General features: G+C 58.1%; 25 protein-coding genes. 11 read left to right on the top strand and 14 right to left on the bottom strand.

From position 1 onward, the window contains the following. Positions 1-73 precede the first annotated feature (73 nt). Together ftsH and rlmE are read right to left on the bottom strand one after the other, a co-directional pair. On the bottom strand, positions 74-2,005 hold the full coding sequence (gene ftsH / locus ACMGGW_RS00650; protein ID WP_004933529.1) for an ATP-dependent zinc metalloprotease FtsH: 1,932 nt from the start codon (positions 2,003-2,005) through the stop codon (positions 74-76). Positions 2,006-2,061: 56 nt separating this feature from the next. Then, positions 2,062-2,691, bottom strand: coding sequence for a 23S rRNA (uridine(2552)-2'-O)-methyltransferase RlmE (rlmE, locus tag ACMGGW_RS00645; RefSeq protein WP_004933533.1), 630 nt, complete (start codon positions 2,689-2,691; stop codon positions 2,062-2,064). A gap of 143 nt (positions 2,692-2,834) precedes the next feature. Here rlmE and yhbY point away from each other — a divergent pair, with 143 nt between their 5' ends. After that, positions 2,835-3,128 (top strand): ribosome assembly RNA-binding protein YhbY, encoded by a 294-nt coding sequence (yhbY, locus tag ACMGGW_RS00640; protein ID WP_004933536.1) that lies wholly within the window; start codon positions 2,835-2,837, stop codon positions 3,126-3,128. A 112-nt stretch (positions 3,129-3,240) separates the two neighbouring features. On the opposite strand, the gene greA is transcribed toward yhbY, so the two are convergent. Further along, positions 3,241-3,717, bottom strand: a complete 477-nt coding sequence (greA, locus tag ACMGGW_RS00635; RefSeq protein WP_025305051.1) for a transcription elongation factor GreA — start codon at positions 3,715-3,717, stop codon at positions 3,241-3,243. 256 nt (positions 3,718-3,973) lie between these two features. Between greA and dacB the strand changes: the two genes are divergently transcribed. The 3 genes from dacB to pmrB are packed head-to-tail and all read left to right on the top strand — an operon-like array spanning position 3,974 to position 7,136. Continuing rightward, positions 3,974-5,407: a serine-type D-Ala-D-Ala carboxypeptidase gene (gene dacB / locus ACMGGW_RS00630; protein WP_141997092.1), complete on the top strand. Its 1,434-nt coding sequence runs from the start codon at positions 3,974-3,976 to the stop codon at positions 5,405-5,407. Between the two features lie 8 nt (positions 5,408-5,415). Next, positions 5,416-6,078: a two-component system response regulator PmrA gene (gene pmrA, locus ACMGGW_RS00625; protein ID WP_019453348.1), complete on the top strand. Its 663-nt coding sequence runs from the start codon at positions 5,416-5,418 to the stop codon at positions 6,076-6,078. Then, entirely contained in the window at positions 6,075-7,136 is a 1,062-nt protein-coding gene (gene pmrB / locus ACMGGW_RS00620; protein ID WP_197832104.1) for a two-component system sensor histidine kinase PmrB, read from the top strand. Before pmrA ends, pmrB begins: the two co-directional genes overlap by 4 nt. A gap of 36 nt (positions 7,137-7,172) precedes the next feature. Here the strand turns inward: pmrB and cgtA are convergent, their stop codons facing one another. The 4 genes from cgtA to rplU all read right to left on the bottom strand — a co-directional run bounded on the left by cgtA (position 7,173) and on the right by rplU (position 10,025). Then, positions 7,173-8,345: an Obg family GTPase CgtA gene (gene cgtA, locus ACMGGW_RS00615; RefSeq protein WP_025305047.1), complete on the bottom strand. Its 1,173-nt coding sequence runs from the start codon at positions 8,343-8,345 to the stop codon at positions 7,173-7,175. 16 nt (positions 8,346-8,361) lie between these two features. After that, entirely contained in the window at positions 8,362-9,333 is a 972-nt protein-coding gene (locus ACMGGW_RS00610) for a DMT family transporter (protein WP_043139276.1), read from the bottom strand. A gap of 105 nt (positions 9,334-9,438) precedes the next feature. Further along, entirely contained in the window at positions 9,439-9,696 is a 258-nt protein-coding gene (gene rpmA, locus ACMGGW_RS00605; RefSeq protein ID WP_004933559.1) for a 50S ribosomal protein L27, read from the bottom strand. Between the two features lie 17 nt (positions 9,697-9,713). Further along, entirely contained in the window at positions 9,714-10,025 is a 312-nt protein-coding gene (rplU, locus tag ACMGGW_RS00600; protein WP_004933561.1) for a 50S ribosomal protein L21, read from the bottom strand. 270 nt (positions 10,026-10,295) lie between these two features. Between rplU and ispB the strand changes: the two genes are divergently transcribed. Further along, positions 10,296-11,267, top strand: coding sequence for an octaprenyl diphosphate synthase (ispB, locus tag ACMGGW_RS00595; RefSeq protein WP_025305045.1), 972 nt, complete (start codon positions 10,296-10,298; stop codon positions 11,265-11,267). A 50-nt stretch (positions 11,268-11,317) separates the two neighbouring features. Here the strand turns inward: ispB and ACMGGW_RS00590 are convergent, their stop codons facing one another. Next, positions 11,318-11,674 (bottom strand): DNA-binding protein, encoded by a 357-nt coding sequence (locus ACMGGW_RS00590; RefSeq protein WP_025305044.1) that lies wholly within the window; start codon positions 11,672-11,674, stop codon positions 11,318-11,320. A gap of 180 nt (positions 11,675-11,854) precedes the next feature. Here ACMGGW_RS00590 and ACMGGW_RS00585 point away from each other — a divergent pair, with 180 nt between their 5' ends. Then, positions 11,855-12,115, top strand: a complete 261-nt coding sequence (locus ACMGGW_RS00585; RefSeq protein WP_004933567.1) for a helix-turn-helix domain-containing protein — start codon at positions 11,855-11,857, stop codon at positions 12,113-12,115. Between the two features lie 66 nt (positions 12,116-12,181). Here the strand turns inward: ACMGGW_RS00585 and mdh are convergent, their stop codons facing one another. Next, positions 12,182-13,120, bottom strand: coding sequence for a malate dehydrogenase (gene mdh, locus ACMGGW_RS00580; protein WP_004933569.1), 939 nt, complete (start codon positions 13,118-13,120; stop codon positions 12,182-12,184). Positions 13,121-13,584: 464 nt separating this feature from the next. Here mdh and argR point away from each other — a divergent pair, with 464 nt between their 5' ends. From argR to yhcN (ACMGGW_RS00565), 3 genes are all read left to right on the top strand, one after another. Continuing rightward, positions 13,585-14,055, top strand: a complete 471-nt coding sequence (gene argR / locus ACMGGW_RS00575; RefSeq protein WP_016929335.1) for a transcriptional regulator ArgR — start codon at positions 13,585-13,587, stop codon at positions 14,053-14,055. A 403-nt stretch (positions 14,056-14,458) separates the two neighbouring features. Then, positions 14,459-14,722, top strand: a complete 264-nt coding sequence (yhcN, locus tag ACMGGW_RS00570; protein ID WP_025305043.1) for a peroxide/acid stress response protein YhcN — start codon at positions 14,459-14,461, stop codon at positions 14,720-14,722. A gap of 120 nt (positions 14,723-14,842) precedes the next feature. After that, complete coding sequence (gene yhcN / locus ACMGGW_RS00565) at positions 14,843-15,106, top strand: peroxide/acid stress response protein YhcN (protein ID WP_025305042.1); 264 nt, start codon at positions 14,843-14,845, stop codon at positions 15,104-15,106. A gap of 197 nt (positions 15,107-15,303) precedes the next feature. On the opposite strand, the gene mpl is transcribed toward yhcN (ACMGGW_RS00565), so the two are convergent. Further along, positions 15,304-16,683 (bottom strand): UDP-N-acetylmuramate:L-alanyl-gamma-D-glutamyl-meso-diaminopimelate ligase, encoded by a 1,380-nt coding sequence (gene mpl / locus ACMGGW_RS00560; RefSeq protein ID WP_033636810.1) that lies wholly within the window; start codon positions 16,681-16,683, stop codon positions 15,304-15,306. A gap of 169 nt (positions 16,684-16,852) precedes the next feature. On the opposite strand from mpl, the gene fbp reads away from it, so the two are divergent. Continuing rightward, the gene (gene fbp, locus ACMGGW_RS00555) at positions 16,853-17,857 is read left to right on the top strand and encodes a class 1 fructose-bisphosphatase (RefSeq protein ID WP_004933587.1); all 1,005 of its coding nucleotides are present in this window, start codon (positions 16,853-16,855) and stop codon (positions 17,855-17,857) included. A 45-nt stretch (positions 17,858-17,902) separates the two neighbouring features. Here the strand turns inward: fbp and ACMGGW_RS00550 are convergent, their stop codons facing one another. Next, positions 17,903-19,456 carry a methyl-accepting chemotaxis protein gene (locus ACMGGW_RS00550; RefSeq protein WP_025305040.1) on the bottom strand — a complete coding sequence of 518 codons (1,554 nt, stop codon included), beginning with the start codon at positions 19,454-19,456 and terminating at the stop codon, positions 17,903-17,905. A 261-nt stretch (positions 19,457-19,717) separates the two neighbouring features. Between ACMGGW_RS00550 and ppa the strand changes: the two genes are divergently transcribed. Further along, positions 19,718-20,248, top strand: a complete 531-nt coding sequence (ppa, locus tag ACMGGW_RS00545) for an inorganic diphosphatase (protein ID WP_004933594.1) — start codon at positions 19,718-19,720, stop codon at positions 20,246-20,248. A gap of 52 nt (positions 20,249-20,300) precedes the next feature. Here the strand turns inward: ppa and ACMGGW_RS00540 are convergent, their stop codons facing one another. From ACMGGW_RS00540 to tamA, 3 genes are read right to left on the bottom strand one after another with little or no spacing between them, the layout of a single operon-like run. Then, entirely contained in the window at positions 20,301-20,648 is a 348-nt protein-coding gene (locus ACMGGW_RS00540) for a gamma-glutamylcyclotransferase family protein (protein ID WP_025159589.1), read from the bottom strand. Between the two features lie 2 nt (positions 20,649-20,650). After that, the gene (tamB, locus tag ACMGGW_RS00535) at positions 20,651-24,469 is read right to left on the bottom strand and encodes an autotransporter assembly complex protein TamB (RefSeq protein WP_197832102.1); all 3,819 of its coding nucleotides are present in this window, start codon (positions 24,467-24,469) and stop codon (positions 20,651-20,653) included. Next, positions 24,466-26,184 carry an autotransporter assembly complex protein TamA gene (tamA, locus tag ACMGGW_RS00530; RefSeq protein WP_169540592.1) on the bottom strand — a complete coding sequence of 573 codons (1,719 nt, stop codon included), beginning with the start codon at positions 26,182-26,184 and terminating at the stop codon, positions 24,466-24,468. Before tamA ends, tamB begins: the two co-directional genes overlap by 4 nt. Positions 26,185-26,195 lie beyond the last annotated feature (11 nt).

Below are 26,195 nucleotides of genomic sequence, written 5' to 3'. Positions count from 1 at the left end.
TGCCTGGTTCACTGCCCGCCGGGCAAAAAAAAACCCCGGCGTACCGGGGTTTGATGTTATTACACAGCCGCTGTTACTTGTCGAGCTGTTCGGACATGGTGTTGCCCGGCGTTGGGGTGCGCGGCTCATCTACCGGCGTCGGGGCTTTCGGAGTGCCACCGTTGTCGGAGCTGTTGCCTTTGTTCGCATCGTCCCAGCCCGCCGGCGGACGCACGTCTTTGCGGTTCATCAGATCGTCGATCTGCGGCGCATCGATAGTTTCATACTTCATCAGCGCATCCTTCATCGAATGCAGGATGTCCATATTTTCCATCAACAGCGAACGAGCACGCGTGTAGTTACGTTCGATCAGCGACTTCACTTCCTGGTCGATGATACGCGCGGTTTCATCCGACATGTGCTTCGCCTTGGCCACGGAACGGCCCAGGAACACTTCACCCTCTTCTTCCGCATACAGCAGCGGCCCCAGCTTCTCGGAGAAGCCCCATTGGGTCACCATGTTGCGGGCAATGGAGGTCGCCACTTTAATGTCGTTCGACGCACCGGTAGAGACTTTTTCCGGCCCGTAGATGATCTCTTCCGCCAGACGACCGCCGTACAGGGTGGAGATTTGGCTCTCCAGCTTCTGACGGCTGGCGCTGATCGCATCCCCTTCCGGCAGGAAGAAGGTCACACCGAGCGCCCGACCACGAGGAATGATGGTGACCTTGTGTACCGGATCGTGTTCAGGAACCAGGCGGCCAATGATGGCGTGGCCCGCTTCGTGATACGCGGTCGACTCTTTCTGCGCTTCGGTCATCACCATGGAGCGACGTTCCGCACCCATCATGATCTTGTCTTTGGCTTTTTCGAACTCCACCATCGACACCACGCGCTTGTTGCCGCGGGCGGCGAACAGCGCCGCTTCGTTGACCAGGTTGGCCAGGTCGGCACCGGAGAAGCCCGGCGTACCGCGCGCAATGACGGAGGCGTCGATGTCGGCAGCCAACGGCACGCGGCGCATATGCACCTTCAGGATCTGCTCACGGCCACGCACATCCGGCAGCCCGACCACGACCTGACGGTCGAAACGGCCCGGGCGCAGCAGCGCAGGGTCAAGCACGTCTGGACGGTTGGTCGCCGCGATGACGATGATGCCCTCGTTGCCTTCGAAACCGTCCATCTCAACCAGCATCTGGTTCAGGGTCTGCTCACGCTCATCGTGACCGCCACCCAGGCCGGCGCCACGCTGGCGACCGACGGCGTCGATTTCATCGATGAAGATGATGCACGGCGCGGCTTTCTTCGCTTGTTCGAACATGTCGCGCACGCGGGATGCACCCACGCCGACGAACATTTCGACGAAGTCGGAACCGGAAATGGTGAAGAACGGTACCTTCGCTTCGCCGGCGATCGCTTTCGCCAACAGCGTTTTACCGGTCCCCGGCGGGCCAACCATCAGCACGCCTTTCGGGATCTTGCCGCCCAGCTTCTGGAAACGGCTCGGTTCGCGCAGGTATTCCACCAGTTCGCTCACCTCTTCTTTCGCTTCGTCACAACCGGCGACATCGGCGAAAGTGGTCTTGATCTGGTCTTCCGTCAGCATGCGGGCCTTGCTCTTGCCGAAGGACATCGCGCCCTTGCCGCCGCCGCCCTGCATTTGCCGCATAAAGAAGATCCAGACCCCGATCAGCAACAGCATCGGGAACCAAGAGATAAAGATAGAAGCCAGCAGGCTCGGCTCTTCAGGCGGCTCGCCGACAACTTTCACATTCTTCGTTAACAACGTATCCAGCAACTTAGGATCGTTGACAGGGATGTAGGTCGTGTATTTGTTACTGTCTTTCTTGGTAACGTTAATTTCACGTCCGTTGATTCGCGCTTCGCGAACCTGGTCCTGGGTCAGTTCGGACATGAAGGTAGAGTAATCCACCCTACGGCCATTCGACTCGCTGGGCCCAAAGCTCTGGAATACAGACATCAACACTACCGCGATGACTAACCAGAGAATTAGGTTTTTCGCCATGTCACTCAAGGGATTAACCTCATCTTACAACTGTGTTAACAAACAGCGTTAGGGTACTACAGTTTGCGCCCTGTCGCTACAATGTACACTTCGCGCGAACGGGCGCGGGAAGCGTCTGGCTTACGAATCTTAACCTTCGTAAACAGGGAGCGAATTTCCCGTAGGTACTCGTCAAAGCCATCTCCCTGGAACACCTTCACCAGGAAACTTCCGCCTGGTGCGAGGACATCACGACACATATCCAGCGCCAACTCCACCAGATACATCGACCTTGGAATATCGACCGCCGGGGTGCCACTCATATTCGGGGCCATATCGGACATGACCACCTGAACCTTACTCTCGCCTACTCGTTCCAACAGCGCCTTCAGCACCAGTTCATCACGAAAATCGCCCTGAAGGAAATCGACGCCAACGATAGGATCCATTGGCAAAATATCACAGGCGATGATGCGCCCGGTACCGCCGATTTGGGTGACCACATACTGCGACCAGCCGCCCGGTGCGGCGCCCAGATCAACCACGGTCATTCCCGGTTTGAACAGTTTGTCGCTCTGCTGTATTTCATCAAGTTTAAACCAGGCACGGGAACGCAGTCCCTTTTTCTGCGCCTGCTGCACATATTTATCGCTAAAGTGTTCTTGTAACCAGCGACTGGAGCTAGCCGAACGCTTTTTATTAGCCATCTCGTTTTCCAACTATCATAAAAAGAGTCTTATGTCAGGGTCGCTGCTCACGTAGACTCACACCGGTGAAGACCGATTTGGTGATATACATGAGATGGCGGTAGAATGTACCGTTTTCAATCCCAACTTAAGCAAAAAAGACAATGAATCTGAATAATAAACAAAAACAGCACCTGAAAGGCCTGGCGCATCCGTTAAAACCGGTGGTAATGCTGGGCAATAACGGTCTTACCGAAGGGGTGCTGGCTGAAATTGAACAGGCTCTGGAGCATCATGAGCTGATCAAGGTAAAAATCGCCGCTGAAGATCGCGAAACCAAAACCCTGATCGCCGACGCTATCGTGCGTGAAACGGGCGCCTGCAATGTGCAAGTTATCGGCAGTACGCTTATTCTTTACCGCCCGTCGAAAGAGCGCAAGATCAGTCTACCGCGTTAATAACCATCAGGTTAACGAAAAGGTGCCATGCGCCTGACGAAGATAAAAGGCCGCTTGCGGCCTTTTTCCTATCTTTACAAAACGTTGGCGCATTAATGACCAACGGCCTCGATCAGAGATACTCGACCTTCAGGATCTCGTATTCCACGTCGCCGCCGGGGGTTTTGATCACCACCACGTCGTCTTGCTCTTTGCCGATCAGGCCGCGCGCCATCGGCGAGTTTACCGAAATCAGATTTTTCTTGAAATCGGCCTCATCGTCGCCAACGATGCGGTAAGTCACTTCTTCTTCACTGTCCAGATTCATCACCGATACGGTGGCGCCGAAGATCACCCGGCCGGTGTTCGGCATCTTGGTGATATCGATCACCTGAGCATTGGACAGCTTGGCTTCGATTTCCTGAATGCGGCCTTCGCAGAAACCCTGCTGTTCACGGGCGGCATGGTACTCGGCATTCTCTTTCAAATCGCCGTGCTCACGGGCGTCAGCGATATCCGCAATGATTTTCGGGCGGCGCACGCTTTTCAGATATTCGAGCTCTTCGCGCAGTTTTTCAGCGCCAAACAAGGTCATCGGAATTTGGTTCATCGTATAAATACCTCTAAATCTTTCCTGTTCAAATAACCGTCATCCTGACGTATTCGTATGAAAACACGGTTGGCATACCGCCACCCGCCTCCAGGCGACAAACAAAAGAAACCTGACTCGGAACGAGGCCCAAGCCAAGATTGGTTTTGCATTTTGATACGCATTTTAGCCTAGAGTTCCTTGAGGGTCATCGTTTACTTTTTCCCTGATTGCACCGTAGTATGACGGCACGTTATCCAGCTGTTATCCCGAGATTATGCGTTTTTCACGAATTGTCAGTGCATTGGCTTGCGCATTTGTTCTGAATGCGAATGCGGCCCCGGTTGAAGAGTACACACAATATCTGCCTGATGGGGCCAACCTTGCCCTGGTCGTTCAGAAAATCGGTGCCGGCGCGCCGACGATCGATTATCACTCTCAGCAGATGGCGCTGCCGGCCAGTACCCAAAAAGTGCTGACCGCGCTGGCGGCCTTGCTGCAACTCGGGCCCGATTACCGTTTCACCACCACGCTGGAGAACCAGGGCGATATCCGCGATGGCGTGCTGCACGGCAACCTGATCGCCCGCTTCAGCGGCGATCCGACCTTCAAGCGCCAGAGCCTGCGCAATATGGTGGCCGTCCTGAAGAAACAGGGCGTGCGCCAAATCAGCGGCGACGTGCTGGTCGATACCTCGGTCTTCGCCAGCCATGACAAGGCGCCCGGCTGGCCGTGGAACGATCTGACGCAGTGCTTCAGCGCGCCGCCGGCCGCCGCCATCGTCGATCGCAACTGTTTCTCGGTCTCGCTGTACAGCGCGCCGAATCCGGGCGACATGGCGTTTATCCGCGTCGCCTCCTATTATCCAGTCAATATGTTTAGCCAGGTGCGCACCCTGGCGCGCGGCTCAGCAGACGCGCAATACTGCGAGCTGGACGTGGTGCCGGGCGAACTGAACCGCTTTACCCTGACCGGCTGCCTGACGCAACGCAGCGAACCGCTGCCGCTGGCCTTCGCCATCCAGGACGGCGCCAGCTATGCGGGCGCAATCCTGAAAGACGAACTGACCCAGGCCGGTATCCAGATCGACGGGCACTTGAAACGCCAGACGCGTCCCGGCATCACCGGCACGGTGATCGCGCAAACTCAGTCGGCGCCGCTGCACGATCTGTTGAAGATCATGCTGAAGAAATCGGACAACATGATCGCCGATACCGTCTTCCGCACCATCGGCCACGAGCGCTTCGGCGTACCGGGCACCTGGCGAGCGGGCTCCGATGCAGTGCGGCAGGTGCTGCGCCAGAAGGCCGGCATCGATCTGGGCAATACCATTATCGCCGACGGTTCCGGCCTGTCGCGCCACAATCTGCTGGCGCCGGCGACTATGATGCAGGCGCTGCAGTACATCGCTCAGCACGACAACGAGCTGAACTTCATCTCGATGCTGCCGCTGTCCGGCTATGATGGCACCCTGCGCTACCGCGGCGGCCTGCACGAAGCCGGCGTCGACGGCAAGGTGTCGGCCAAGACCGGTGCACTGCAGGGCGTCTACAACCTGGCGGGCTTCATCACGACCGCCAGCGGCCAGCGCATGGCCTTCGTGCAGTATCTCTCCGGCTACGCCGTGCCGCCAGAAGATCAGAAACAGCGCCGCGCGCCGCTGGTGCGCTTCGAAAGCCGCCTGTATCGGGACATTTACCAAAACAACTGAGGATCGTCATGAAGCTGCTGGTCGTTGAGGATGATGAACTGTTGCAACAGGGGCTGGCACTGGCGCTGACCGGCGAAGGTTACGTCTGCGACTGCGCCGCCACGGCGGCGGAGGCCAACAGCCTACTCATCACCAGCCAATACAGCATGGTGATCCTGGATCTCGGTCTGCCGGACATGGACGGCGCCGCACTGCTGCGGCAGTGGCGCCGCCAGCAGATCGATCTGCCGGTGCTGATCCTGACCGCCCGTGATGCCCTGGAAGATCGCGTCGACGGGCTGGATGCCGGCGCCGACGACTACCTGGTCAAACCCTTCGCGCTGGTTGAGCTGCAGGCGCGCGTGCGCGCCCTTCTGCGGCGCTACCAGGGCCACAGCGACAATCTGATGCAGGTGGATGACCTGCAGTTGAACCTCTCCAGCCAGCAGGTCTACCTGCAGCAACAGCCGGTGGAGGTTACGCCGAAAGAGTTTGCCATTCTGGCGCGCCTGATTATGCGTGCCGGGCAGACGGTCAATCGTGAACTCCTGCAGCAGGATCTCTACACCTGGCAGGACGACCTGGGTTCCAACACGCTGGAAGTGCACATCCACAACCTGCGCCGCAAACTGGGCAAGGATCGCATCCGCACCGTGCGCGGCATCGGCTATCGCCTGGAACCCTCGTCATGATCAGCATGCGCCGCCGCCTGCTGCTGATGCTGGCGCTGATCCTGCTGGTCACGCAACTCATCAGCGCCTTCTGGCTGTGGCACGAAAGCCAGGAGCAGATCAGTTTCCTGGTGGATGAAACCCTGTCCGCCAAAGTGCGTACCGAGCGCGTCGATACCGAGATCGCCGAGGCCATCGCGTCGCTGCTGGCGCCTTCGCTGATCATGATGGTCGTCACGCTGCTGGCGTCGTTTTGGGCCATCAGCTGGATCATCCGCCCGCTAAACCAATTGCAGCAGCGGCTGGAAAAGCGCTCTGCCGATAACCTGACGCCGCTGCCAATCACCAGCGACAGCCAGGAAATGGTAGCGGTCACCAATGCACTCAATCAGCTGTTCTCACGGCTGGATAACACCATTCAACAGGAACGCCTGTTCACTGCCGACGCCGCCCACGAGCTGCGCACGCCGCTGGCCGGCATCCGCCTGCACCTGGAACTGATGGAAAAGCAGGGCGTCCAGGGCAGCCAGGCGCTGATCGCCCGCATCGATCAACTGATGCACACCGTCGAGCAGTTGCTGATGCTGTCGCGCGCCGGGCAAGACTTCGCCAGCGGCCATTATCAGCATTTCGATTGGGTGGCCGATGTGATCCAACCGCTGCGCGAAGAACTCGACGAAATGACCGCCCAACGCGGACAGACGCTGGATTGGCAATTGCCGGCCGTCGCCGCGGTGAACGGCGATCCGGTGCTGCTGCGGTTGCTGCTGCGCAACCTGGTCGAAAATGCCCACCGTTACGGCCCGGAAGGCGGCGCGATGCAGGTGCGATTAACGCCGCAAGACAGCGGCTATCTGCTGCAGGTCATCGACGATGGCCCGGGTATCAAGGAAGAGATGGTTGGGGAGCTGACGCAGGCGTTTCGCCGCATGGATCAACGCTACGGCGGCAGCGGACTGGGCCTGAATATCGTGATCCGCATCGCGCAACTGCACCAGGGGCGATTGACGCTGGAAAACCGCCGCGATGCGCGCGGCCTGAACGCCCAGTGCTGGTTGCCGGAAAAGGCGCTCAAATAACAAGGGCCCAGTGTTGCTGAGCCCTTTATCACCGAATTACTTCTGGTAAATGATTTCGACGCCTTCGTCGTCGTCTTCGTCCCAGTCGTCATCCCAGTCATCTTCCGCTTCGGCTTCCACCTCCGCGATTTGCTCGCGGTGGTAGTCATCCCACATGAATTCGACTTTTTCCGGCGCGCTTTCTTCAATCGCCATCGCTTTCGGCTGAGTGTTGATGAAGTTCATCACGTCCCAGCACAGCGCGTTGACGCCTTCGCGGTTGGCGGCGGAGATCATGTAGTACTTCCCTTCCCAACCCATGCCTTCCACAATCGCTTTGGCGCGTTCGGCGGCTTCTTCCTCACCAATCACATCAATTTTGTTGAACACCAGCCACCGTGGCTTCTGCGCCAGATTTTCGCTGTATTGGTTCAACTCGTTGATGATCACTTTGGCGTTTTCCACCGGATCGGTTTCGTCGATCGGCGCGATGTCCACCAAGTGCAGCAGCACGCGGCAACGCTCCAGGTGTTTCAGGAAGCGAATACCCAGGCCCGCCCCTTCGGAGGCCCCCTCGATCAACCCCGGAATGTCGGCAACCACAAAGCTCTGCTCGTGGTCCATGCGCACCACGCCCAGGCTCGGTACCAGCGTGGTAAACGGATAATCGGCCACCTTAGGTTTGGCAGCAGACACCGCGCGGATGAAGGTCGATTTACCGGCGTTCGGCAGCCCCAGCATGCCCACATCGGCCAGCAGCAACAGCTCCAGCAACAGGTCACGCGCTTCGCCCGCGGTACCCAGCGTCTTCTGACGCGGCGCGCGGTTGACCGAAGATTTGAAACGGGTGTTGCCCAGACCGTGCCAGCCGCCTTTGGCGACCATCAGCTTCTGCTCGTGACGCGTCATGTCGCCGAGGATCTCGCCGGTGCCCTGATCCTTCACGCGCGTGCCGACCGGCACCTTGATGATGACGTCTTTACCGCGTTTGCCGGTACAGTCGCGGCTCTGGCCATTCTGGCCGCGCTCGGCGCGGAAAGACTTCTCAAAGCGGTAGTCGATCAGGGTGTTGAGGTTCTCATCCGCCAGCAGGTAAACGTCGCCGCCGTCACCGCCGTCACCGCCGTCAGGCCCACCGTTCGGGATATATTTTTCGCGGCGGAAGCTGACGCACCCGTTGCCGCCGTCGCCTGCAACGACCAGAATCGCTGCTTCATCTACAAACTTCATTTACCGTCTCCGTAAATCATTCACCGGGCTGCTTCAAAGGAGCAACCAGGGGGGGTTCTGCCCGTCGCGGCCACCACCGGTGACCAATTGCGGAAAACATGGCGCCCGCCACAACCACAAACGCACCCACATAGCCGACGATGTTCAGCGTCGGCGCAGCGAATGCCTGGGGCCAGGCCAGCGCCAATAAATCTGAAAACAGCAGGGTAAACAGCGGGGTCAGCGTCACCAACGCGCTCACCTGCGCCGCCTGCCAGCGTGCCATCGCCTCTGCCAACGCGCCGTAGCCGATCAGCGTGTTGGCGCCACAAAATAGCAGACACGCCAATTGCCAGCCGCTCAGCTGGAAAATCACCTCGGGTTTGGCCAGAGGGAACAACGCTATCGCACATAAAGTGTACAACATAACCAGGATCTGCGGCGAAGCCAGTCGGCGCAGCAACACCTTCTGCGCCACGCCGTAGCTCACCCAAACCATCGCCGCGCACACGCCCAGCATAACGCCCAGCGTGTAGTCCGTCAGCCGGGTGAAGATCTCTATCAAACTGACGTTGAAAAACAGCATCAGTCCGCAAATCAGCATCAGGGCGCCAATAACCTGGGTGATGCGCATACGTTCTTTTAAAATCAGCACGCTGGCGAACATCATGCCCACCGGCGACAGCTGGCCAATCACCTGCGACGCCGTCGGGCTCAGGTATTGCAGCGAGGAGCTGAAGAACACAAAGTTGCCTAGCAGCCCCGCCGTCGCGATCGCCAACAGCAGCAGCCAACGCGGCTGGCGGAACATCGTCAGCCGCGGCAGCTTGCCGCGTACCGCGAGGATCACGCCCAAACCGATGGCGGCCATGGTAAAGCGATACCAGACAACGGTAAACGGCTCCATCACGACCAACACTTCTTTCATCGCGATCGGCAACGCGCCCCAGCAAACCGCCGTGGTTAACGCCAGAGAAATGCCAACGCCGACCTGCTGCTTCGTATCCATATCACCTTCGTCAACGCTGACGGGCCTGCCCTCAGGCAACCCATAAATGTAAAAAGCCCCGCAACGAATTGCGGGGCTTACATCTATTTCGTAAGGCTCGAAAAATTATTCAGCTTCGATGCTGATGAATTTACGATTGCTCGGGCCTTTAACTTCGAATTTGACTTTACCGTCTTTCAAAGCAAACAGAGTGTGGTCTTTGCCGCAACCCACGTTGGTACCAGCGTGGAATTTGGTGCCGCGCTGACGAACGATGATGCTGCCTGCCAGTACTGCTTCGCCGCCAAAGCGTTTTACGCCCAGACGTTTAGCTTCTGAATCGCGACCGTTACGAGTCGAGCCGCCAGCCTTTTTGTGTGCCATTAATCCGCTCTCCTAACTTAAGCGCTGATGCCGGTGATTTTAACGTCAGTGAACCACTGACGGTGGCCCTGCTGCTTACGGTGGTGTTTACGACGACGAAACTTAACAATTTTAATTTTCTCGCCACGACCGTGAGCAACAACTTCAGCTTTGATCTTGCCGCCATCGACGAAAGGAACGCCGATTTTGATATCTTCGCCATTAGCGATCATCAGAATCTGGTCAAACTCAACCGCTTCACCAGTTGCGATGTCCAGCTTTTCCAAGCGAACGGTCTGACCTTCGCTTACTCGGTGTTGTTTACCACCACTTTGGAAAACCGCGTACATATAAAACTCCGCTTTCCGCGTGCCCGACTGTGTTAGTTCAGAGCGCGCTATAAATATTCACAATAGGGCGCGAATTCTACGCAAAAAAGCAGCGTATGACAAGAGCAGAATAAGACCAGAACAAGAAAAAAGAAGAAAAAAAGCGCAGTTTCTTTCGTGGCGTTTATCTGAACCGTTTTTCAAGTACAATCATAGGGACAGTTACCGCCATGTACCGATGTGAGCAGCGATCTCAACGCGGTGAAGAGAAACACAGCTGAAAAAAACACAATGAACCTAGAGCAAATTACCGAGTTAACCGCGCAAGATATGGCGGCCGTGAACGCAACAATTCTCGAACAGCTGAATTCCGATGTCACGCTCATCAATCAGCTTGGCTATTACATTATCAGCGGTGGCGGTAAGCGCATCCGGCCGATGATCGCCGTCCTGGCGGCGCGGGCGTTGGGCTATGAAGGCAACAAGCACGTCACCGTCGCCGCCCTGATCGAATTCATTCATACCGCCACGCTGCTGCATGACGACGTCGTCGACGAATCGGACATGCGCCGCGGCAAAGCCACCGCCAACGCGGCGTTCGGCAACGCCGCCAGCGTGCTGGTCGGCGACTTTATCTATACCCGCGCCTTCCAGATGATGACCAGCCTAGAATCCCTGCGCGTGCTGGCGCTGATGTCGGAGGCGGTCAACGTCATCGCCGAAGGCGAAGTGCTGCAGTTGATGAATGTGCACGATCCCGACATCAGCGAAGAAAGCTATATGCGGGTGATCTACAGCAAAACCGCCCGTCTGTTTGAGGCGGCGGCGCAATCGTCGGCGATCCTGTCCGGCGCCAGCGCCGAACAAGAGAAGGCGCTGCAAGATTATGGCCGCTACCTCGGCACCGCTTTCCAGCTGATCGACGATCTGCTCGACTACAGCGCCGACGGCAGCACCCTGGGCAAAAACACCGGCGACGATCTGAACGAAGGGAAGCCGACCCTGCCGCTGCTGCACGCGATGCACAACGGCGACGACGCCCAGCGTGACATGATCCGTGGCGCAATTGAGCAAGGCAACGGCCGTCATTTGTTGGAGCCGGTACTGCAGGCGATGCAGCAATGCGGTTCGCTGGAATACACCCGCCAACGCGCCGAGGAAGAGGCCGACAAGGCGATCGCCGCGCTGCAGGTGTTGCCGGCATCGGAGCACCGCACGGCGCTGGAAGGCCTGGCCCATTTAGCGGTGCAACGCGATTTTTAAGAAATCGTGATTTCGCAATACACTCATCAGGCCCGCGTACGCGGGCCTGCTTAGGTATTGCTCTCTTCGTCGATACGCGCCAGCAGGCCGCCAATCCCTTCCCGCATCAGGAAAGCCACCATTTTCTCGCGCTCGCTCTCCGTCAAATGGTAGTAATACTCGATCCAGACCGCCAACGGATCCTGGCGTTCTACGTCATAGGCCGCCCCGTCTTCCTTCAGCACCAGCAGGTTACGCACACCTGAAGGCAGGCTATCGATATGGTATTCCAACGCTTTTCCCTGCACGCCTTTACGCCTGCGGCTGATCCAGCCTTCGCGCCGGGCCATCAAATTGATTCCCTGTGGTGAGGAGGGTAATCCTGCGATGCCTGTCAGTTCCTTGGCGGCAAACCACTCGTTTTTCATGGCCATCATCTCTGGGCAATAGTGGGCAACGTCATTTTTGGAAATTACCTGGGTATTTTTTAGGAAATTTAATGGTATTCTGGTTTCCGAATAAACGTTTCACGTTGTTCAAACGCTTAACTTTGACTCGTTAGTTATACCACTAACGCAACTTTGGCTAATCAGAAAAGGAATGTAAACATGAATTCAAGGAACCCAGATTGGCACCCGGCAGATATCATCGCGGCGCTACGCAAGCAGGGCACCACGCTGGCGGCGGTATCGCGCAAGGCCGGATTGAGCTCATCGACGCTGGCCAATGCGCTGTCGCGCCCGTGGCCGAAGGGGGAATGGCTGATCGCCGAAGCGATAGGCATTCACCCATCGGAGATCTGGCCAAGCCGTTATTACGATCCGCACAGCGATTGCCTGCTGGATCGCAAAGCACGCATCAAGTCGTGAACGCGGAACAAAAAAAACCGCCGGAACAGCGTCCGGCGGCGTTTATCGGCTGACTCTCGGTATCGATCAGTTATTGATGAACTTCTCGCCCAGTTCGATATCTTTGTGCAGCACGTCCAGCATCTCGTTCAGCGCTTTCTGCTCGAAGGCGCTCAGGGTGCCGATATCTTTACGCTCTTCAACGCCGTTCTTGCCCAGCACCAGCGGCTGCGCGAAGAAGCGAGCGTATTTGCCGTCGCCTTCAACGTAAGCGCATTCCACAACGCCTTTTTCGCCCTGCAGCGCACGCACCAGAGACAGACCGAAACGTGCGGCCGCCTGGCCCATGGACAGCGTTGCAGACCCGCCGCCGGCTTTGGCTTCTACCACTTCGGTACCGGCGTTCTGAATGCGTTTGGTCAGATCCGCCACTTCCTGATCGGTGAAGCTCACACCAGGGATCTGCGACAGCAGAGGCAGAATGGTCACGCCAGAGTGGCCGCCGATAACCGGCACGTTCAGCTCTTCCGGCTGCTTGCCTTTCAGCTCGGCCACGAAGGTGTTGGAACGGATGATATCCAGCGAAGTCACGCCGAACAGTTTGTTCTTGTCGTAAACGCCGGCTTTTTTCAGCACTTCCGCCGCGATAGCGACCGTGGTGTTAACCGGGTTGGTGATGATGCCGATGCAGGCTTTCGGGCAGGTTTTCGCCACTTGCTCAATCAGGTTACGCACGATACCGGCGTTAACGTTGAACAGATCAGAGCGATCCATGCCTGGCTTACGGGCCACACCGGCGGAAATCAGCACCACGTCCGCACCGTGCAGAGCCGGGGTCGCGTCTTCGCCGCTGAAGCCTTTGATTTTAACTGCGGTTGGGATGTGGCTTAAGTCGACGGCAACGCCTGGGGTAACGGGGGCAATGTCGTAGAGAGAGAGTTCAGAACCTGAAGGAAGCTGGGTTTTGAGTAGAAGGGCGAGGGCCTGGCCGATACCGCCAGCAGCACCGAGAACTGCAACTTTCATCCTATACTCCTTTATTATCTTAAATATATAAAGCGCCGTGAATGTGTTGGTTACGAACCTTGAGTCATTACACCTTTCAAAACAATAAATTAGTCAATTCTTGCCTGCAGGTGTAATAAAACGGCCGCTGTCGCGCCCATTTTAGATTAAATCGCTTGCGCATGAAGGGCATAGCGCACACTAATCAAAAATAGTGCGAGGTTATTCACGAGCAAGTTAACCGGCCGTTACATTACACCCTTACGCAACATCAGAACAACATCATTTTAATAACATTTTATTTACCACCGTAGGCCGATTTTCCGTCGTCAAAAGGGCATATTCATCGCGGCCGGATTTTGTTAAAATGCCGCCCTTTCCTCGCCGCCCGGTCTTTTTTATTTTCTTTGGGGCGGCCTTTGTTGCATAAAAATTCATCTATATGCATAATCATGACTTCCACTATCAACATTCCACGGTGCAAAATGCGTAATCCCGCAAAACAGGAAGATCTGATCAAGACGTTCAAAGCGTTATTGAAAGAAGAAAAATTCAGTTCTCAAGGCGAGATCGTTTTGGCGCTGCAAGAAGAAGGCTTCGAAAACATTAACCAATCCAAAGTATCGCGCATGCTGACCAAGTTCGGCGCGGTACGTACGCGCAATGCCAAAATGGAAATGGTGTATTGCCTTCCTGCCGAACTCGGCGTGCCGACCACCACCAGCCCGTTGAAGAATCTGGTGCTGGACGTCGACCATAACGACGCCGTCGTGGTGATCCATACCAGCCCGGGCGCCGCGCAGCTGATCGCCCGCCTGCTCGACTCACTGGGTAAATCCCAGGGCATCCTCGGCACGATTGCCGGCGACGATACCATTTTCGTCACCCCGTCCAGCGGCTTTACCGCTCAGAAGCTGCATGAAGCGATCCTGGGCGTGTTTGAGCAAGAGCTGTGAAACCTGGCGCTAACAAAGTGCGGCTACCTTCCGCATTTTGTTAGCGCTTCTTTAACCCTCGCGTTACCTCCCCGGCCTTTAACCGCGTTTAACACTGCTTTTTTATCCTGCAACAACACATTTCCATGACATCGCCATGTAACCAGCAGTACCCACTGTGATCTTCCGCACTTTTGGTTAAAAGCACTTACCTTATTGAAATTACATAAATTTAACATCAAAAGATCGTTTTATGAGCGTTTTTTATTCCTTGCAGTTATAAAAAATAAGGATCATAAGGTTAAAGTTTCACTAGAAACTGTTAGCGAACTATTAATTTTTCGCGTTACTAGCTGTATACTCATTTTCGTGAACTGAATCACAGTTCGTTGGAACTGATAAAAGAATACGATGAGGTGAGATGATGAAAATTAAAGCTACCGTTGCAACCCTGAGCGTTCTGTCCATGCTTTCATTTGGTGCATTCGCAGCACAATCTGTTGATGCAACCCAGGCCGCACAACTGCAACCCGCCGGTGTGATCACCGTGAGTGGCGTCGCCGCTGCGCCTTCCGACATTCGCCAGGCACTGTCTGACAAAGCTGACGCCAAAGGGGCGACCGCTTACCGCGTGATCGAAGCGCGCAACGACGGCAACTTCCACGCGACCGCTGAAATCTACAAATAAGTAACGACATTACCCGGTAACGGGCAATACATCTCTGGAATCAAACGCTGTCATAACGGCCTTCAAGAATAAAAATCGCTGCCAAGCCCTTCCAGGCGGTTATGACCAAGGATCGCTATCATGAACATGAAAACTACTCTTGCTGCACTCGGTCTGCTGTCCGTCATCTCCTTCGGCGCATCTGCCGCCCAGTTGGTGACTAACGATCAGACCGCCAATCTGCAATCTATCGGCACCATTACCGTCAGCGGTATCGACGGCGCACCGACCGACATTCGCCAGGCGCTGTCGGAGAAAGCCGACGCTAAAGGCGCGACCGCCTACCGCGTGATCGAAGCGCGTAACGAAGGCAACTACCACGCCACCGCCGAGATTTACAAATAACAACTCTGGGAACGGCTTTGCAGAGCTGATTACCCTCGTCACTGCCACTGCCGAGTTCTGACGCAAACGCCGATTTCCCAGAGACCCTCTCGTCGTCCTATCCGACGAACCCCGTTGCCCTCGCTCGCGAGGGCTTTTTTATGGGCGTAAAAAAGGCCGCAAATGCGGCCCTTAGAGTGGCTTATGCTACTGAACAATCAGTAGGTCACCTTCGGTTCCTGCTTTTTCGCCAGCGCGTCCAGCAGGCGATCGTGAATGCCGCCAAAACCGCCGTTGCTCATCACCAGAATGTGGTCGCCCGGCTGTGCGGTTTTCACCACCATGTCCACCAGCGTGTCGAGATCCGCGCTCCAGTGCGCCGGCTGCACACAGGCATCAGCCACTTCCGCTACCTGCCATGGAATGTGATGCGGCTGGAACAGGAACACTTCGTCGGCGCGGCCGAGCGAAGGCGCCAGATCGTTTTTGCTGATGCCCATTTTCATGGTGTTGGATCGCGGTTCCAGCACCGCCAGAATGCGCGCCGTGCCGCCGACCTTGCCGCGCAACGCGGCCAGGGTGGCCAGGATCGCGGTCGGGTGGTGCGCGAAGTCGTCGTAAACCGTGACGCCGTTGGCTTCGCCACGCAGCTCCAGGCGGCGGCGGGCGTTGATGAAATCGCCCAACGCGCGGCAGGCGTCTGCCGGCTGCACGCCAACGTGGCGAGTCGCGGCTATGGCCATCAGGCCGTTATGCATGTTGTGCTCGCCCACCAGCGCCCAGTTCACTTCGCCGACCTGCTCGCCGTCGAGGAACACCGCGTAATGACTGGCGTCCGGCGTCAGCTTCTGCGCACGCCAGGTACCCTCTTCGCCCACCAGCTCCTGTTCGCTCCAGCAGCCCATCGCCATCACCTGCTTCAGGTGGCTGTCGTTGTCCGGCAGGATGATCTTGCCTTTGCCCGGCACCAGGCGCACCAAGTGGTGGAACTGTTTCTGGATGGCTTTCAGATCGTCGAAGATATCGGCGTGGTCGAACTCCAGGTTGTTCATGATCAGCGTGCGCGGGCTGTAGTGCACGAACTTGGAGCGCTTGTCGAAGAACGCGCAGTCATACTCGTCGGCCTCGATCACGAAGAACGGGCTGCCGCCGAGGCGCGCCGAGACGTCGAAGTTGCCCGGCACGCCGCCGATGACGAAGCCGGGCTGGTAACCGCAGGCCTCGAGGATCCAGGTCGCCATGCCGGCGGTGGTGGTTTTGCCGTGGGTGCCGGCGACCGCCAGTACCCAGCGATCGCGCAACACGGCGTCGTGCAGCCACTGCGGGCCGGAAACGTAAGGGATGCCACGCTCCAGCACCGCCTCCACGCACGGGTTGCCGCGCGTCATGGCGTTGCCGATGATCACCAGATCCGGCGCCGGATCCAACTGGGCTGGATCATAACCCTGAATAAGATCGATCCCCTGGTTCTCCAGCAGCGTGCTCATCGGCGGATAGACGTTGGCGTCCGAACCGGTGACGTCATGCCCCAGTGAACGCGCCAGCATCGCCAGCCCGCCCATAAAGGTGCCACAGATCCCAAGAATGTGAATGCGCATAGGTTTCTCATGTGAGTGCATCGAATGTCGGCATATTCTAACGCTCAGAATCGTCCAGAAGAAATGGATTTGCCTATGAATGGCGCGCATCTTTGGGCTACACTGCTCGCGAAAACGTTGGCGGTTTGTTAACAGGCCGCTATCCATCCGTAGATTCAGGGATTGTGTCATGAAAACGTTAGGCGAATTTATCGTCGAGAAACAGCACGACTTCTCGCACGCCACCGGCGAGCTGACCGCGTTACTTTCTGCCATTAAACTGGGCGCCAAAATCATCCACCGCGACATCAACAAGGCTGGCCTGGTTGATATTCTGGGGACCAGCGGGGTGTCCAACGTACAGGGCGAAGTTCAGATGAAACTGGACCTGTACGCGAACGAAAAACTGAAAGCGGCGTTGAAAGCGCGTGGTGAAGTTGCGGGTATCGCTTCCGAAGAAGAAGATGAAATCGTGATATTCGACGGCGAGCGAGCTGAAAATGCCAAGTATGTCGTATTGATGGATCCGTTGGACGGTTCGTCCAACATCGATGTCAACGTCTCGGTCGGTACGATTTTCTCTATCTACCGTCGCATCACGCCGGTCGGCACACCGGTGACCGAAGAAGACTTCCTGCAGCCGGGCAGCGCCCAGGTCGCAGCGGGTTACGTGGTTTACGGTTCGTCCACCATGCTGGTGTACACCACTGGTTACGGTGTCCACGCCTTTACTTACGACCCGTCTCTGGGCGTGTTCTGCCTCTCCCACGAGAAAGTACGCTTCCCGGCGAGCGGCAACATGTATTCCATCAACGAAGGCAACTACATCAAGTTCCCTCTCGGCGTGAAGAAATACATCAAGTACTGCCAAGAGCAGGATGAAGCGACGCAGCGCCCTTACACCTCGCGCTACATCGGTTCTCTGGTGGCGGACTTCCACCGCAACCTGCTGAAAGGCGGCATCTACATCTACCCAAGCACCGCCAGCCATCCGCAAGGCAAGCTGCGCCTGCTGTACGAATGCAACCCGATGGCGTTCCTGGCCGAACAGGCCGGCGGTAAAGCCAGCGACGGCAAAAACCGCATTCTGGACATCACGCCGGTGAAACTGCACCAGCGCGCGCCATTCTTCGTCGGCACCAAGTCGATGGTAGAAGACGCAGAACGCTTCATCGCCGAAAACCCGGACGAGTAACGCGTTTCTGGCAAGGGTTCGGCACCGCGCCGAACCCTTATCGCCTTACAGCTTGAACGCCGCCATGCTCTGCGCCAGCAGCTGAGCCTGATCTTCCAGCGAGCGCGTTGCCGCCGCCGACTCTTCCACCAGCGCCGCATTCTGCTGCGCCACCTGATCCATCTGCGCCACCGCCAGGTTTACCTGTTCGATACCGCTGCTTTGTTCGCGCGTCGCCGCCGAGATCTCACGCATCAACGCCGTCACCCGGCCCACTTCACCGGTGATGCCGCTCATGGTCTGCGCGGCCGACTCCACCATCTGTTCGCCTTCCTGCACCCGGTTCTGCGACGCTTCAATCAGCCCTTTAATCTCTTTCGCCGACTGGGCGCTACGCTGCGCCAGACTACGCACTTCACCGGCCACCACCGCGAAACCGCGGCCTTGCTCGCCGGCACGCGCCGCTTCCACCGCCGCGTTCAGCGCCAGGATATTGGTCTGGAAGGCGATGCCGTCCATCACGCTGATGATGTCGGCGATGCGGCGCGAACTGTCGGTGATCGCCTGCATCTTGCTCATCACCTGGCTGACCACGTCACTGCCCTGGTTGGCGATATCGGACACGCTCAGCGCCAGTTGGTTGGCCTGCTCGCAGTTCTCGGCGTTCATTTTCACCGTCGAAGTCAGCTGTTCCATGCTGGCGGCGGTCTCTTCCAGCGAAGCGGCCGACTCTTCGGTACGCTGCGCCAGATGCAGGTTACCGGCCGCCAGTTCGCGTGAACCGGTGTCGATCTGGCTGCTGGCATCGCGCACTTTGCTGACCGAACTGGCCAACGCCTGCTGCATACGCTGCATCGCCCGCACCAGGCGGCCCATCTCGGTATCACCCTCACCGCGGATCTCATGGGTCAGATCGCCGCCGGCGATGTGTTCCAACTGCGCGATGGACTCGTCCAACGGGCGCAAAATGATCACGCGCAGCGCGAACCAGGCCAGCACCGCCAGCAGCACGCTGAGCAGGCCCGCCACCACGATCAACGAGATCTTGGTGCTGGCGTTGTTTTCCGCGTCATACACCTGCTTTTCGCCGAGCTTCATGGCAAAGCTGCGGAAATCGCTGAGATCCTTTTCAAACGCGATGCTCAGCGCAGAGATGCGGGTCTCCTGAATATGGTAATACTCATCGATTTTGCCGGCCTTGATGGCGGCAGCCATCGGCTTCACGCCCTGCTCGAGGTAGGCGCGATAGCTGTTTTGCAGACGATTGGAGAGTTCGCGGCCGCGATCGGTCACGGTGCCGACGCCGACAAAGCGCGCCATTTCCTTGTTTGACTGATCGAGGTAACCGTAGATGCGGCCCACGGTGGCGTCGGACACATCGATTTGGCCGATCTCCCGTTGGCGCACCGCCAACGAAGCGGCGGTTCGGGCGCGCAGCGTCAGGTTGGAGCTGTTGGCCAGCGAGCCCAGCTCTTCACCGAGGATCTGGTTCAAGGTATGGATCGATCGCGATCCTTCGTTAATCGCGTTGACGCCAATAACGCTGACCATGATCAGCAACATGGTCATCAGGCTCAGCAGGGCGATCAGCCCAGCCTTCACCGTAATCTTTTTTAGCATGAGTTCTTCCCGGCTTCAGAAATTGTGAGATCAGACGTAGTAGGGGTGGCAAAACGCGGAGCCAGCTTTGCTGGCTCATTATTGTTTGTTGAAGTTATCGGCAGGCGAAGGCAAAACTTCATGCCGCGGCGGGATTAATCTGGAAATTATCCCTGCGCCGGCACACTGGGTTTTCGACGATGAAAAGGGCAGGAAATCGCAAAAGAGTCCGCTATAATAGCCGCCACTCCATTTCTGGTTTGATGATTAAAGGAAACCGACATGAGCTTGAATCTGGTCCCTGCTGGCAAAGACCTGCCGGAAGACATCTACGTAGTAATCGAAATCCCGGCCAACGCCGATCCAATCAAATACGAAATCGACAAAGAAACCGGCGCGCTGTTCGTTGACCGTTTCATGTCCACCGCGATGTTCTACCCGTGCAACTACGGCTACATCAACCACACCCTGTCTCTGGACGGTGACCCGGTTGACGTGCTGGTCCCAACCCCATACCCGCTGCAGCCGGGCTCCGTGATCCGCTGCCGTCCGGTTGGCGTACTGAAGATGACCGACGAAGCCGGTGAAGACGCCAAGCTGGTTGCGGTACCACACAGCAAGCTGACCAAAGAGTACGATCACGTGAAAGACGTGAACGACCTGCCGGAACTGCTGAAAGCCCAGATCGCTCACTTCTTCGAGCACTACAAAGATCTGGAAAAAGGCAAATGGGTGAAAGTGGAAGGCTGGGCAGACGCTGCCGCGGCTAAAGCGGAAATCATCGCCTCCTTCGAACGCGCTGCCAAGAAGTAATTCCAGCCGCCGTCCGATGAAAAAACACCGCTCATTGAGCGGTGTTTTTTTCTTACTGTTCTTCGAGACGCTTCAGCCAGTCACCGCTGGTAATTCGCGGGTAACCGTCCACGCTGTGTTTGTACAGGTAGATCCACGCACTCCCATAAGGCGTCTGAATCAGCTCGCGCTTATAGTCCTTGGTGTTGCTTTTCAGTTCGTCCAGCTCTGCCAGAATCGATGAGTTAATACGATACACCTCGCAATGTATCGTGCCCTCTCCAGGGATCGCCGCCGGGTAATGGCCCAGATTATAAATCTGATAGCCTTCGAGCTCGTGCTCGCCGAGCCATTGGGCGTTGGTCATCCAATGGCTGTTTCCCTGTTTGCGCCGTAAACTGCCGTAGACAATTATTCGCATCGCTAAAACTCAAACTGATAGAGCAAATCTAATGCCTGGTCGAGACCAGACACCGCTTCAAGATACAACTTAGGCATCAGGCGATAACGCAACGTCAGCGTGGCCAGCGAGTCGAAAATGCCCACCCCATATTTTACTTGTAAGCCTGGGAGGACATAGCCGCTCACGACAACCTGGGAATTGTCGCCAACCCCTTGAGTGTCCAGAGCCAAATTACTCACGCCGAATGCCTCGCCGATTTTACCCACAAGTTGACCACTTTGTGCAACCCCCATGCCGATTAACATCGACGTCATGGCGTTGCCGTCGGCGCCGGAGCTGCTCAAACCCTGGCCGCGCAGCAGATAAGACAAGGCTTCCTGTTGCGATTTGGCCGGATCGGAGAACACTTCCAGCTTCGGTGCATCCGCCAGGCCGGTCACACGCACGCCGGCGGTCACGTCGTCCTCGGTGGATTCCGGGTTGCGGATCGCTTCGATATTGAGCAGCGGCTGATCCGGCGGGCCGGAGAACATCAGCTGCCCTTTACGCACGATCAAATCCTGACCATAAGCATGGAAGCGACCGGAAGGGATGTCAATCTGGCCGTTGAGGCCCAACCCTTTCTTGTCCTGCACCACCTTCAGATCGCCCTTCAAGCGGGCTTTCAGGCCAAAGGCGTCCAGCCGCACGTCGTTACCGACGTGGATCATCAGGTTGCTGTTGATCGGGATCGAGGCGGTCTTCGGCTGAATCGGCTTCAGCTGATCGTCCAGCATCACCTCGTCGGAAGAGACGCCCACCGCGCTTTCCGGCAGCTCCTGCACCGTAATGCGCGCCCAGGGAATGTCGACCTTGCCGTTGAGCGAGAACAGCTGCGGCGTGGCTTCGAACACCAGATCCGGCGACACGTCGATGCGGATCATCGGCGGCACCGTCACCCGCAGCTTGTCGCCCTTGGCGGCAATGCGCGCACGCCAGGCGTTGATGTCACGCCAGTCGGCATCGCCCGCCAGATTCAGCTGGCCGCGGGTGGTGCTGAGCAGCCCCTCCAGCGTCGAGGTCATGCCGTTGAAATTCACCGCCAGCCGCGCGTCGGTCATATCGAACGGCATCCAGTGCCCCTGCACCTTCGCCCGATCCAACGCCAGACGCCCGAACACCAGCGGCTTCTGCGCGCTGCCGCCCAGACGCAGGTTGGCGTTCAGCATGCCCGCTGCACTTTCGCCCTTCATCAGCGCCGGGTTGATCAGCGCCAGCGAGATGTTGGTGATATTGACGTTGCCGCTGATGGTGCGCCGCACCTGCGGATCCACCACCTGGATATTGCCGTCAAACTGGCCGTTGTTGGTCAGTTTGATCCGCCAGTCAGCCTGCGCGCGGCCGTTGTTCAGGCCGGCGTTGAGGGTCAGCGTATCGAAAGCGATAGGCAGCGCGTTGCCCTGCACCTGCTGTACCACCTTGACGCCGTTGCCGGCCAGCGTGACTTTCGCCTCCGGCAGCGCGCCGCCTGGTTTCCAGCTGACGTCGGCCCGGCCGGTGAACACGCCGCTCAGGGCGGTTTCCGGGCCGAGAAACGGCTTGATCATCGCCAGGTCGAACCGATTGAGCACCACGCTAGCCTGGCCGCTCTGGCCGGCTTCAATGGTCTTCGGCACGCACAGCTCGGCGTTCGGGTTCTGCCAACAGTGCGGCCCGATGCTGATTTTCTGCGCGGTGTTCAGGTAATCCAGCGCGATGGCGCGCGTCAGGCGCCACTCCCCTACCGGCGTATCGAAGCGGGTATTGTTCAAATTGCCGCGCCAGCGCTGCTGCTGACGATCGAAGCTGCCCTGCAGCGCCAGCTGGCCGGAGACCGGTTTGCCGTCGATCTTCAACTGCAGCTGATGCTGCTTCTCGCTGCCTTTGGCGTCGAGGGTCAACAGGCTGACTTCCAGCGCATCCTGCTTCAGCTGCTCGACGCGTACCGCCAACTGCCCCTGGATCTGATCCGTGGAGCGCACGTCGCCGTCTATTTTCACGCGGTTGATGCGCAGCGCCTGCCACTGCAAGCCGGAGGCGGTCAAATCCGCCAGCAGTTGCGGCGCCTGCAGATTGCCGCGCAGTTTCAACAGCCCTTTGGCGGTGCCGCCCAGGCCCGGCAGCGCGCCGTCCAGACGCGGCGCGTCGATGTTGGCGTCCAGGTTCCAGCTTTTCTCATCCAGCTGCCCTTTGACGTTCAGCTGGTTGCGCCCCAGCGTCAGATCGATGCCGGGGATTTTCCACTGCCCGGCGGCGTTGCCGCTCAGCGTACCGCGCGCCGTGACCTTGTTCTGCTTCACGTTGCCGTCCAGCTGCAGCACCGGCACCTGCAGCTGCCAGCTGCCGCCGTGTAGGCTGCCGCGCGTAGTGATCTTGCCATCCAGCTTCGCCGGCCATTCCGGCCACTGCTTGGCGGTATTGATGCCGCTCAGCGTCAATTGCGAGTTCCAGCTGATGGCCTTGCTCCAGTCCACCAGCGCGGTAAGATCGGTATTGCCCTGCAGCGCCGCCAGCCGCAGGCGCTCCAGCTTGAACTGCTCAACGTTGCCTTTGCCGTCCAGCGTCAGCACCGCCGGCGGCAGATCCTGGCCTTTCAGATTGGCGCGTGTCGACAGCGCATAGTCGGTCGCCTTGCCGTTAAAGCGCAGGCGAAAATCGTTGACCTGGTACTGCGCCTCGCCGCTCAGCGGCCATTTCAGCTGTTTGCTCTGCAACGTCAGCGCCAGCGGCAGGCCGGCTTCGGCCAGCCGGGTTTGCACATCGAGCTGGGCGCCGACCGGGCCGGACAGGTTCAGCGCGACCTTCAGCTCATCACGCAGTCCGCCACCGATGTTCAGCTTCACCTTCTCGCCCTTCAGCGGTTCGATGTTCAGCGCGCTGTTGGCGGTCAGGGCCACCGGCCAGTCGCCGGTCAGGGTCGCCTGCCCCTGCACCGACAGCGTGCCCTGCGGCGACTTCACGTCGAAGTTGTCCAGTTGGATATGCTGATCCTGCGTGCTGGCCTGCAGCAACAGACTCGTGATCAGCACGTCGGTATCGCCGGTCAAGCGCAGCTGTTCGCCGCTGATCTCTTTGACGGTGATATCCAGCGGCAGGCGGATGTCCGGCAGATCCGGCAACAGCGGTTTGGCGAACAGTTCCTTCAGCGTTTCGCCGAGCGGCTTCTCTTCCGGCTGCGGCGCCGGTTTCGCCGCGTCGGTAACCTGTTCACCGACCTTTTTCGCTACCTCAACCGCCGGTTGCACCGCTTCCGGCAACGGATTTTGCGGCGTTTTCGGCAAGGCGATCAGCAACGAGCCGATCTTGGTTGGCATCAGCGTCAGCGCGCGCTCTTGCCACTGTGCGCCGGTGCGAAACTCGGCCAGAGAAATGGCGGTGTCGTCGACGGTGACCTTGACGTTGTTCAGCGCCAACAGGCGCAGGGTGATCGGATAAGGGGTGCTGAGATTGGAGGTCGGCTCACTGCTCTCCTCCACCGGCGCGGAGGGCGTCATCTCTTTGGTGTTCACCGCCACATCCACGTCCTGGGCGGTCAAGGCATTGACGCACAGCGAACTGCGCTTAAAGCAGGAGAGATCGAGGGACAGATGGAACTGCCCGGCGTTGACCGTCACGCCCGGCATCTGATACTTCACGCCCTTCAGCGTCAGATCGCGCCAGCCGCCGCTGACGCCGGCGATCTCCAGCCCCGGCACCCAGCGCGCCGCGCCGTTGATGACCATATGCAAACCGGTGGTGGTAGCCACCAGGAAGGCCAGACCGCCGATCAGCAACAGCAGAACGACCAGAAATCCGAGACAAATCTTTTTAACCAGGCTCATAGTTCAGGCCCCAAACCGATGTAGAACTGCATCCCGTGGGTGTCCTTGTCCCCCACAGGCGCGGCGATATCCAGCTTCACCGGCCCCACCGGCGACTGCCAGCGCACGCCTACGCCGGCGCCGGTCTTGAAGTTGCTCTTCTTGATATCGTTCACCGCTTCACCGGAATCGACGAACATCGCCCCCCACCATTTGCCGGTCACGTTGTATTGGTACTCCAGCGAGCCGGTCAGCATCTTGGAGGCGCCGGTCAGCTTGCCATCGTCGCCGCGCGGCGAAATGTCTTTGTACTTGTAGCCGCGAATGCTGCGGTCACCGCCGGCGAAGAAGCGCAAATCCGGCGGCACCTTGTCGAAGTCGTTGGTTTCTATCCATCCCACCTGCCCGCGCGCCACGAAACGATGCTTGTCAGCGAGCGTGCGGATCCAGACGTTTTGCGCCTGCATCAGCGCGAAGTCCACGCCGGAGCCCCAGGTGGTGTCGGACACGTCGATGGAGTAGCGTTGGCTGTCGCCCCAGGTCGGCATCAGGCCACCGCGTGAGCGGGTGCGGTTGAAGCTGACGCCGGGGTACAACAGCATGGTAGTGTTGCTGACATTGCCCTGGGTAAAGTTATCCCAGCGCCAGGTCAGGTTGATCGCCCGCTGCCAGCCGCTGGAGAGATCCCAGTTGCGCGAGGCCACCACTTTGGAGGTCACGGATTTGGTGTCGTTAAGATCGACGTTCTTGAGCCCGCCCTGCAGCAGGTAATACTGCTCCAGCGGATTCTTCAGCAGCGGGATCTTATAGGTCAGATCCAGTTGCTGCTCCGGCGCCGACACGCTGGCGCTGGTTTCCAGGCTGTGGCCGCGATCGTTGAGCCAGGGCTTTTTCCAGGTGCCTTTCACCCGCGGGCCGACGTCGGTGGAGTAACCGATACCGGTTTCGATGGTATTGCGCGTACGCGGCGTTACCAGCGCGTCCAACGGCAAAATCTTGTTCTCTTTGGCATCGTTGAAATCAGGGGACACCACCACCGAGTTGAACCAGTTGGTAGCGGACAAACGGCGGTTCAGCTCGGCCAAATCCTCCGAACTGTAGTAATCCCCCTGATGAAAGGGCACCAGATTTTGCAGATAGTCTTCGCGGATTTGCGAACCGGTGAATTTCACCTTGCCGAAGCGGTAACGTTCGCCGCTGTTGAAATCGATGTCCCAAAACGCCTTGTGCAGATCTTCGGCCACGCCGAGCTGGCTTTTGGTCATGTCGGCGTCGAAATAGCCTTTGCGCAGCGCCAGGCCGGTGAGCGAGCCTTTGAAACTGTCATACTTGCCGTGGTTGAGGATCTCGCCGATGGTCGGCCGCCCCTTCTTTACCAGCGTCAGGTAGTCTTCATCGGTCTTCGCGCCGCCCTCCAGCACGATATTAGCGCCGGCGATACGCACCGGCTCGCCCGGATTGACCTTGGCATGCAGCACCGGGCGCGACATTCCCGGTCGGTCGTCCAGCGTAAACTCGATGGTCGGCTGGTAATAGCCGAGCGCGCGCAGCCCCTGGCGCACCGCCTCATCCACCCGCGCGCGGAAGCGGCCGTCGGTGCCGACCTCTTCAGGCGTGATCGACGACAGGCGCACCCGGACGTTTTTTTCCAACTCTCCGCTTAACCCCTCCACCTGCAGCCGCACGTTCGCCGCATAGGCCGCAGGTGCCGCAAGCAACACAGATATCAAGCACATGACCGGGTACT

Origin of the sequence: Serratia sp. BNK-4 (genome assembly GCF_048685115.1) — a bacterium.
In the GTDB taxonomy this organism is placed as follows: domain Bacteria; phylum Pseudomonadota; class Gammaproteobacteria; order Enterobacterales; family Enterobacteriaceae; genus Serratia; species Serratia bockelmannii.
Note: the sequence above shows the minus strand (reverse complement) of the source record. Positions and strands in the feature narration are given on the sequence as shown.

Coding starts and splice junctions, on each gene's coding strand:
- ACMGGW_RS00590 (WP_025305044.1), bottom strand. CDS start 11,674: ATGAAAAACGAGTGGTTTGCCGCCAAGGAACTGACAGGCATCGCAGGA.
- dacB (WP_141997092.1), top strand. CDS start 3,974: ATGCGTTTTTCACGAATTGTCAGTGCATTGGCTTGCGCATTTGTTCTG.
- pmrA (WP_019453348.1), top strand. CDS start 5,416: ATGAAGCTGCTGGTCGTTGAGGATGATGAACTGTTGCAACAGGGGCTG.
- tamB (WP_197832102.1), bottom strand. CDS start 24,469: ATGAGCCTGGTTAAAAAGATTTGTCTCGGATTTCTGGTCGTTCTGCTG.
- mdh (WP_004933569.1), bottom strand. CDS start 13,120: ATGAAAGTTGCAGTTCTCGGTGCTGCTGGCGGTATCGGCCAGGCCCTC.
- yhcN (WP_025305043.1), top strand. CDS start 14,459: ATGAAAATTAAAGCTACCGTTGCAACCCTGAGCGTTCTGTCCATGCTT.
- pmrB (WP_197832104.1), top strand. CDS start 6,075: ATGATCAGCATGCGCCGCCGCCTGCTGCTGATGCTGGCGCTGATCCTG.
- rlmE (WP_004933533.1), bottom strand. CDS start 2,691: ATGGCTAATAAAAAGCGTTCGGCTAGCTCCAGTCGCTGGTTACAAGAA.
- mpl (WP_033636810.1), bottom strand. CDS start 16,683: ATGCGCATTCACATTCTTGGGATCTGTGGCACCTTTATGGGCGGGCTG.
- ACMGGW_RS00550 (WP_025305040.1), bottom strand. CDS start 19,456: ATGCTAAAAAAGATTACGGTGAAGGCTGGGCTGATCGCCCTGCTGAGC.
- tamA (WP_169540592.1), bottom strand. CDS start 26,184: ATGTGCTTGATATCTGTGTTGCTTGCGGCACCTGCGGCCTATGCGGCG.
- greA (WP_025305051.1), bottom strand. CDS start 3,717: ATGAACCAAATTCCGATGACCTTGTTTGGCGCTGAAAAACTGCGCGAA.
- ACMGGW_RS00585 (WP_004933567.1), top strand. CDS start 11,855: ATGAATTCAAGGAACCCAGATTGGCACCCGGCAGATATCATCGCGGCG.
- ispB (WP_025305045.1), top strand. CDS start 10,296: ATGAACCTAGAGCAAATTACCGAGTTAACCGCGCAAGATATGGCGGCC.
- yhcN (WP_025305042.1), top strand. CDS start 14,843: ATGAACATGAAAACTACTCTTGCTGCACTCGGTCTGCTGTCCGTCATC.
- argR (WP_016929335.1), top strand. CDS start 13,585: ATGCGTAATCCCGCAAAACAGGAAGATCTGATCAAGACGTTCAAAGCG.
- cgtA (WP_025305047.1), bottom strand. CDS start 8,345: ATGAAGTTTGTAGATGAAGCAGCGATTCTGGTCGTTGCAGGCGACGGC.
- rplU (WP_004933561.1), bottom strand. CDS start 10,025: ATGTACGCGGTTTTCCAAAGTGGTGGTAAACAACACCGAGTAAGCGAA.
- fbp (WP_004933587.1), top strand. CDS start 16,853: ATGAAAACGTTAGGCGAATTTATCGTCGAGAAACAGCACGACTTCTCG.
- yhbY (WP_004933536.1), top strand. CDS start 2,835: ATGAATCTGAATAATAAACAAAAACAGCACCTGAAAGGCCTGGCGCAT.
- rpmA (WP_004933559.1), bottom strand. CDS start 9,696: ATGGCACACAAAAAGGCTGGCGGCTCGACTCGTAACGGTCGCGATTCA.
- ftsH (WP_004933529.1), bottom strand. CDS start 2,005: ATGGCGAAAAACCTAATTCTCTGGTTAGTCATCGCGGTAGTGTTGATG.
- ACMGGW_RS00610 (WP_043139276.1), bottom strand. CDS start 9,333: ATGGATACGAAGCAGCAGGTCGGCGTTGGCATTTCTCTGGCGTTAACC.
- ppa (WP_004933594.1), top strand. CDS start 19,718: ATGAGCTTGAATCTGGTCCCTGCTGGCAAAGACCTGCCGGAAGACATC.
- ACMGGW_RS00540 (WP_025159589.1), bottom strand. CDS start 20,648: ATGCGAATAATTGTCTACGGCAGTTTACGGCGCAAACAGGGAAACAGC.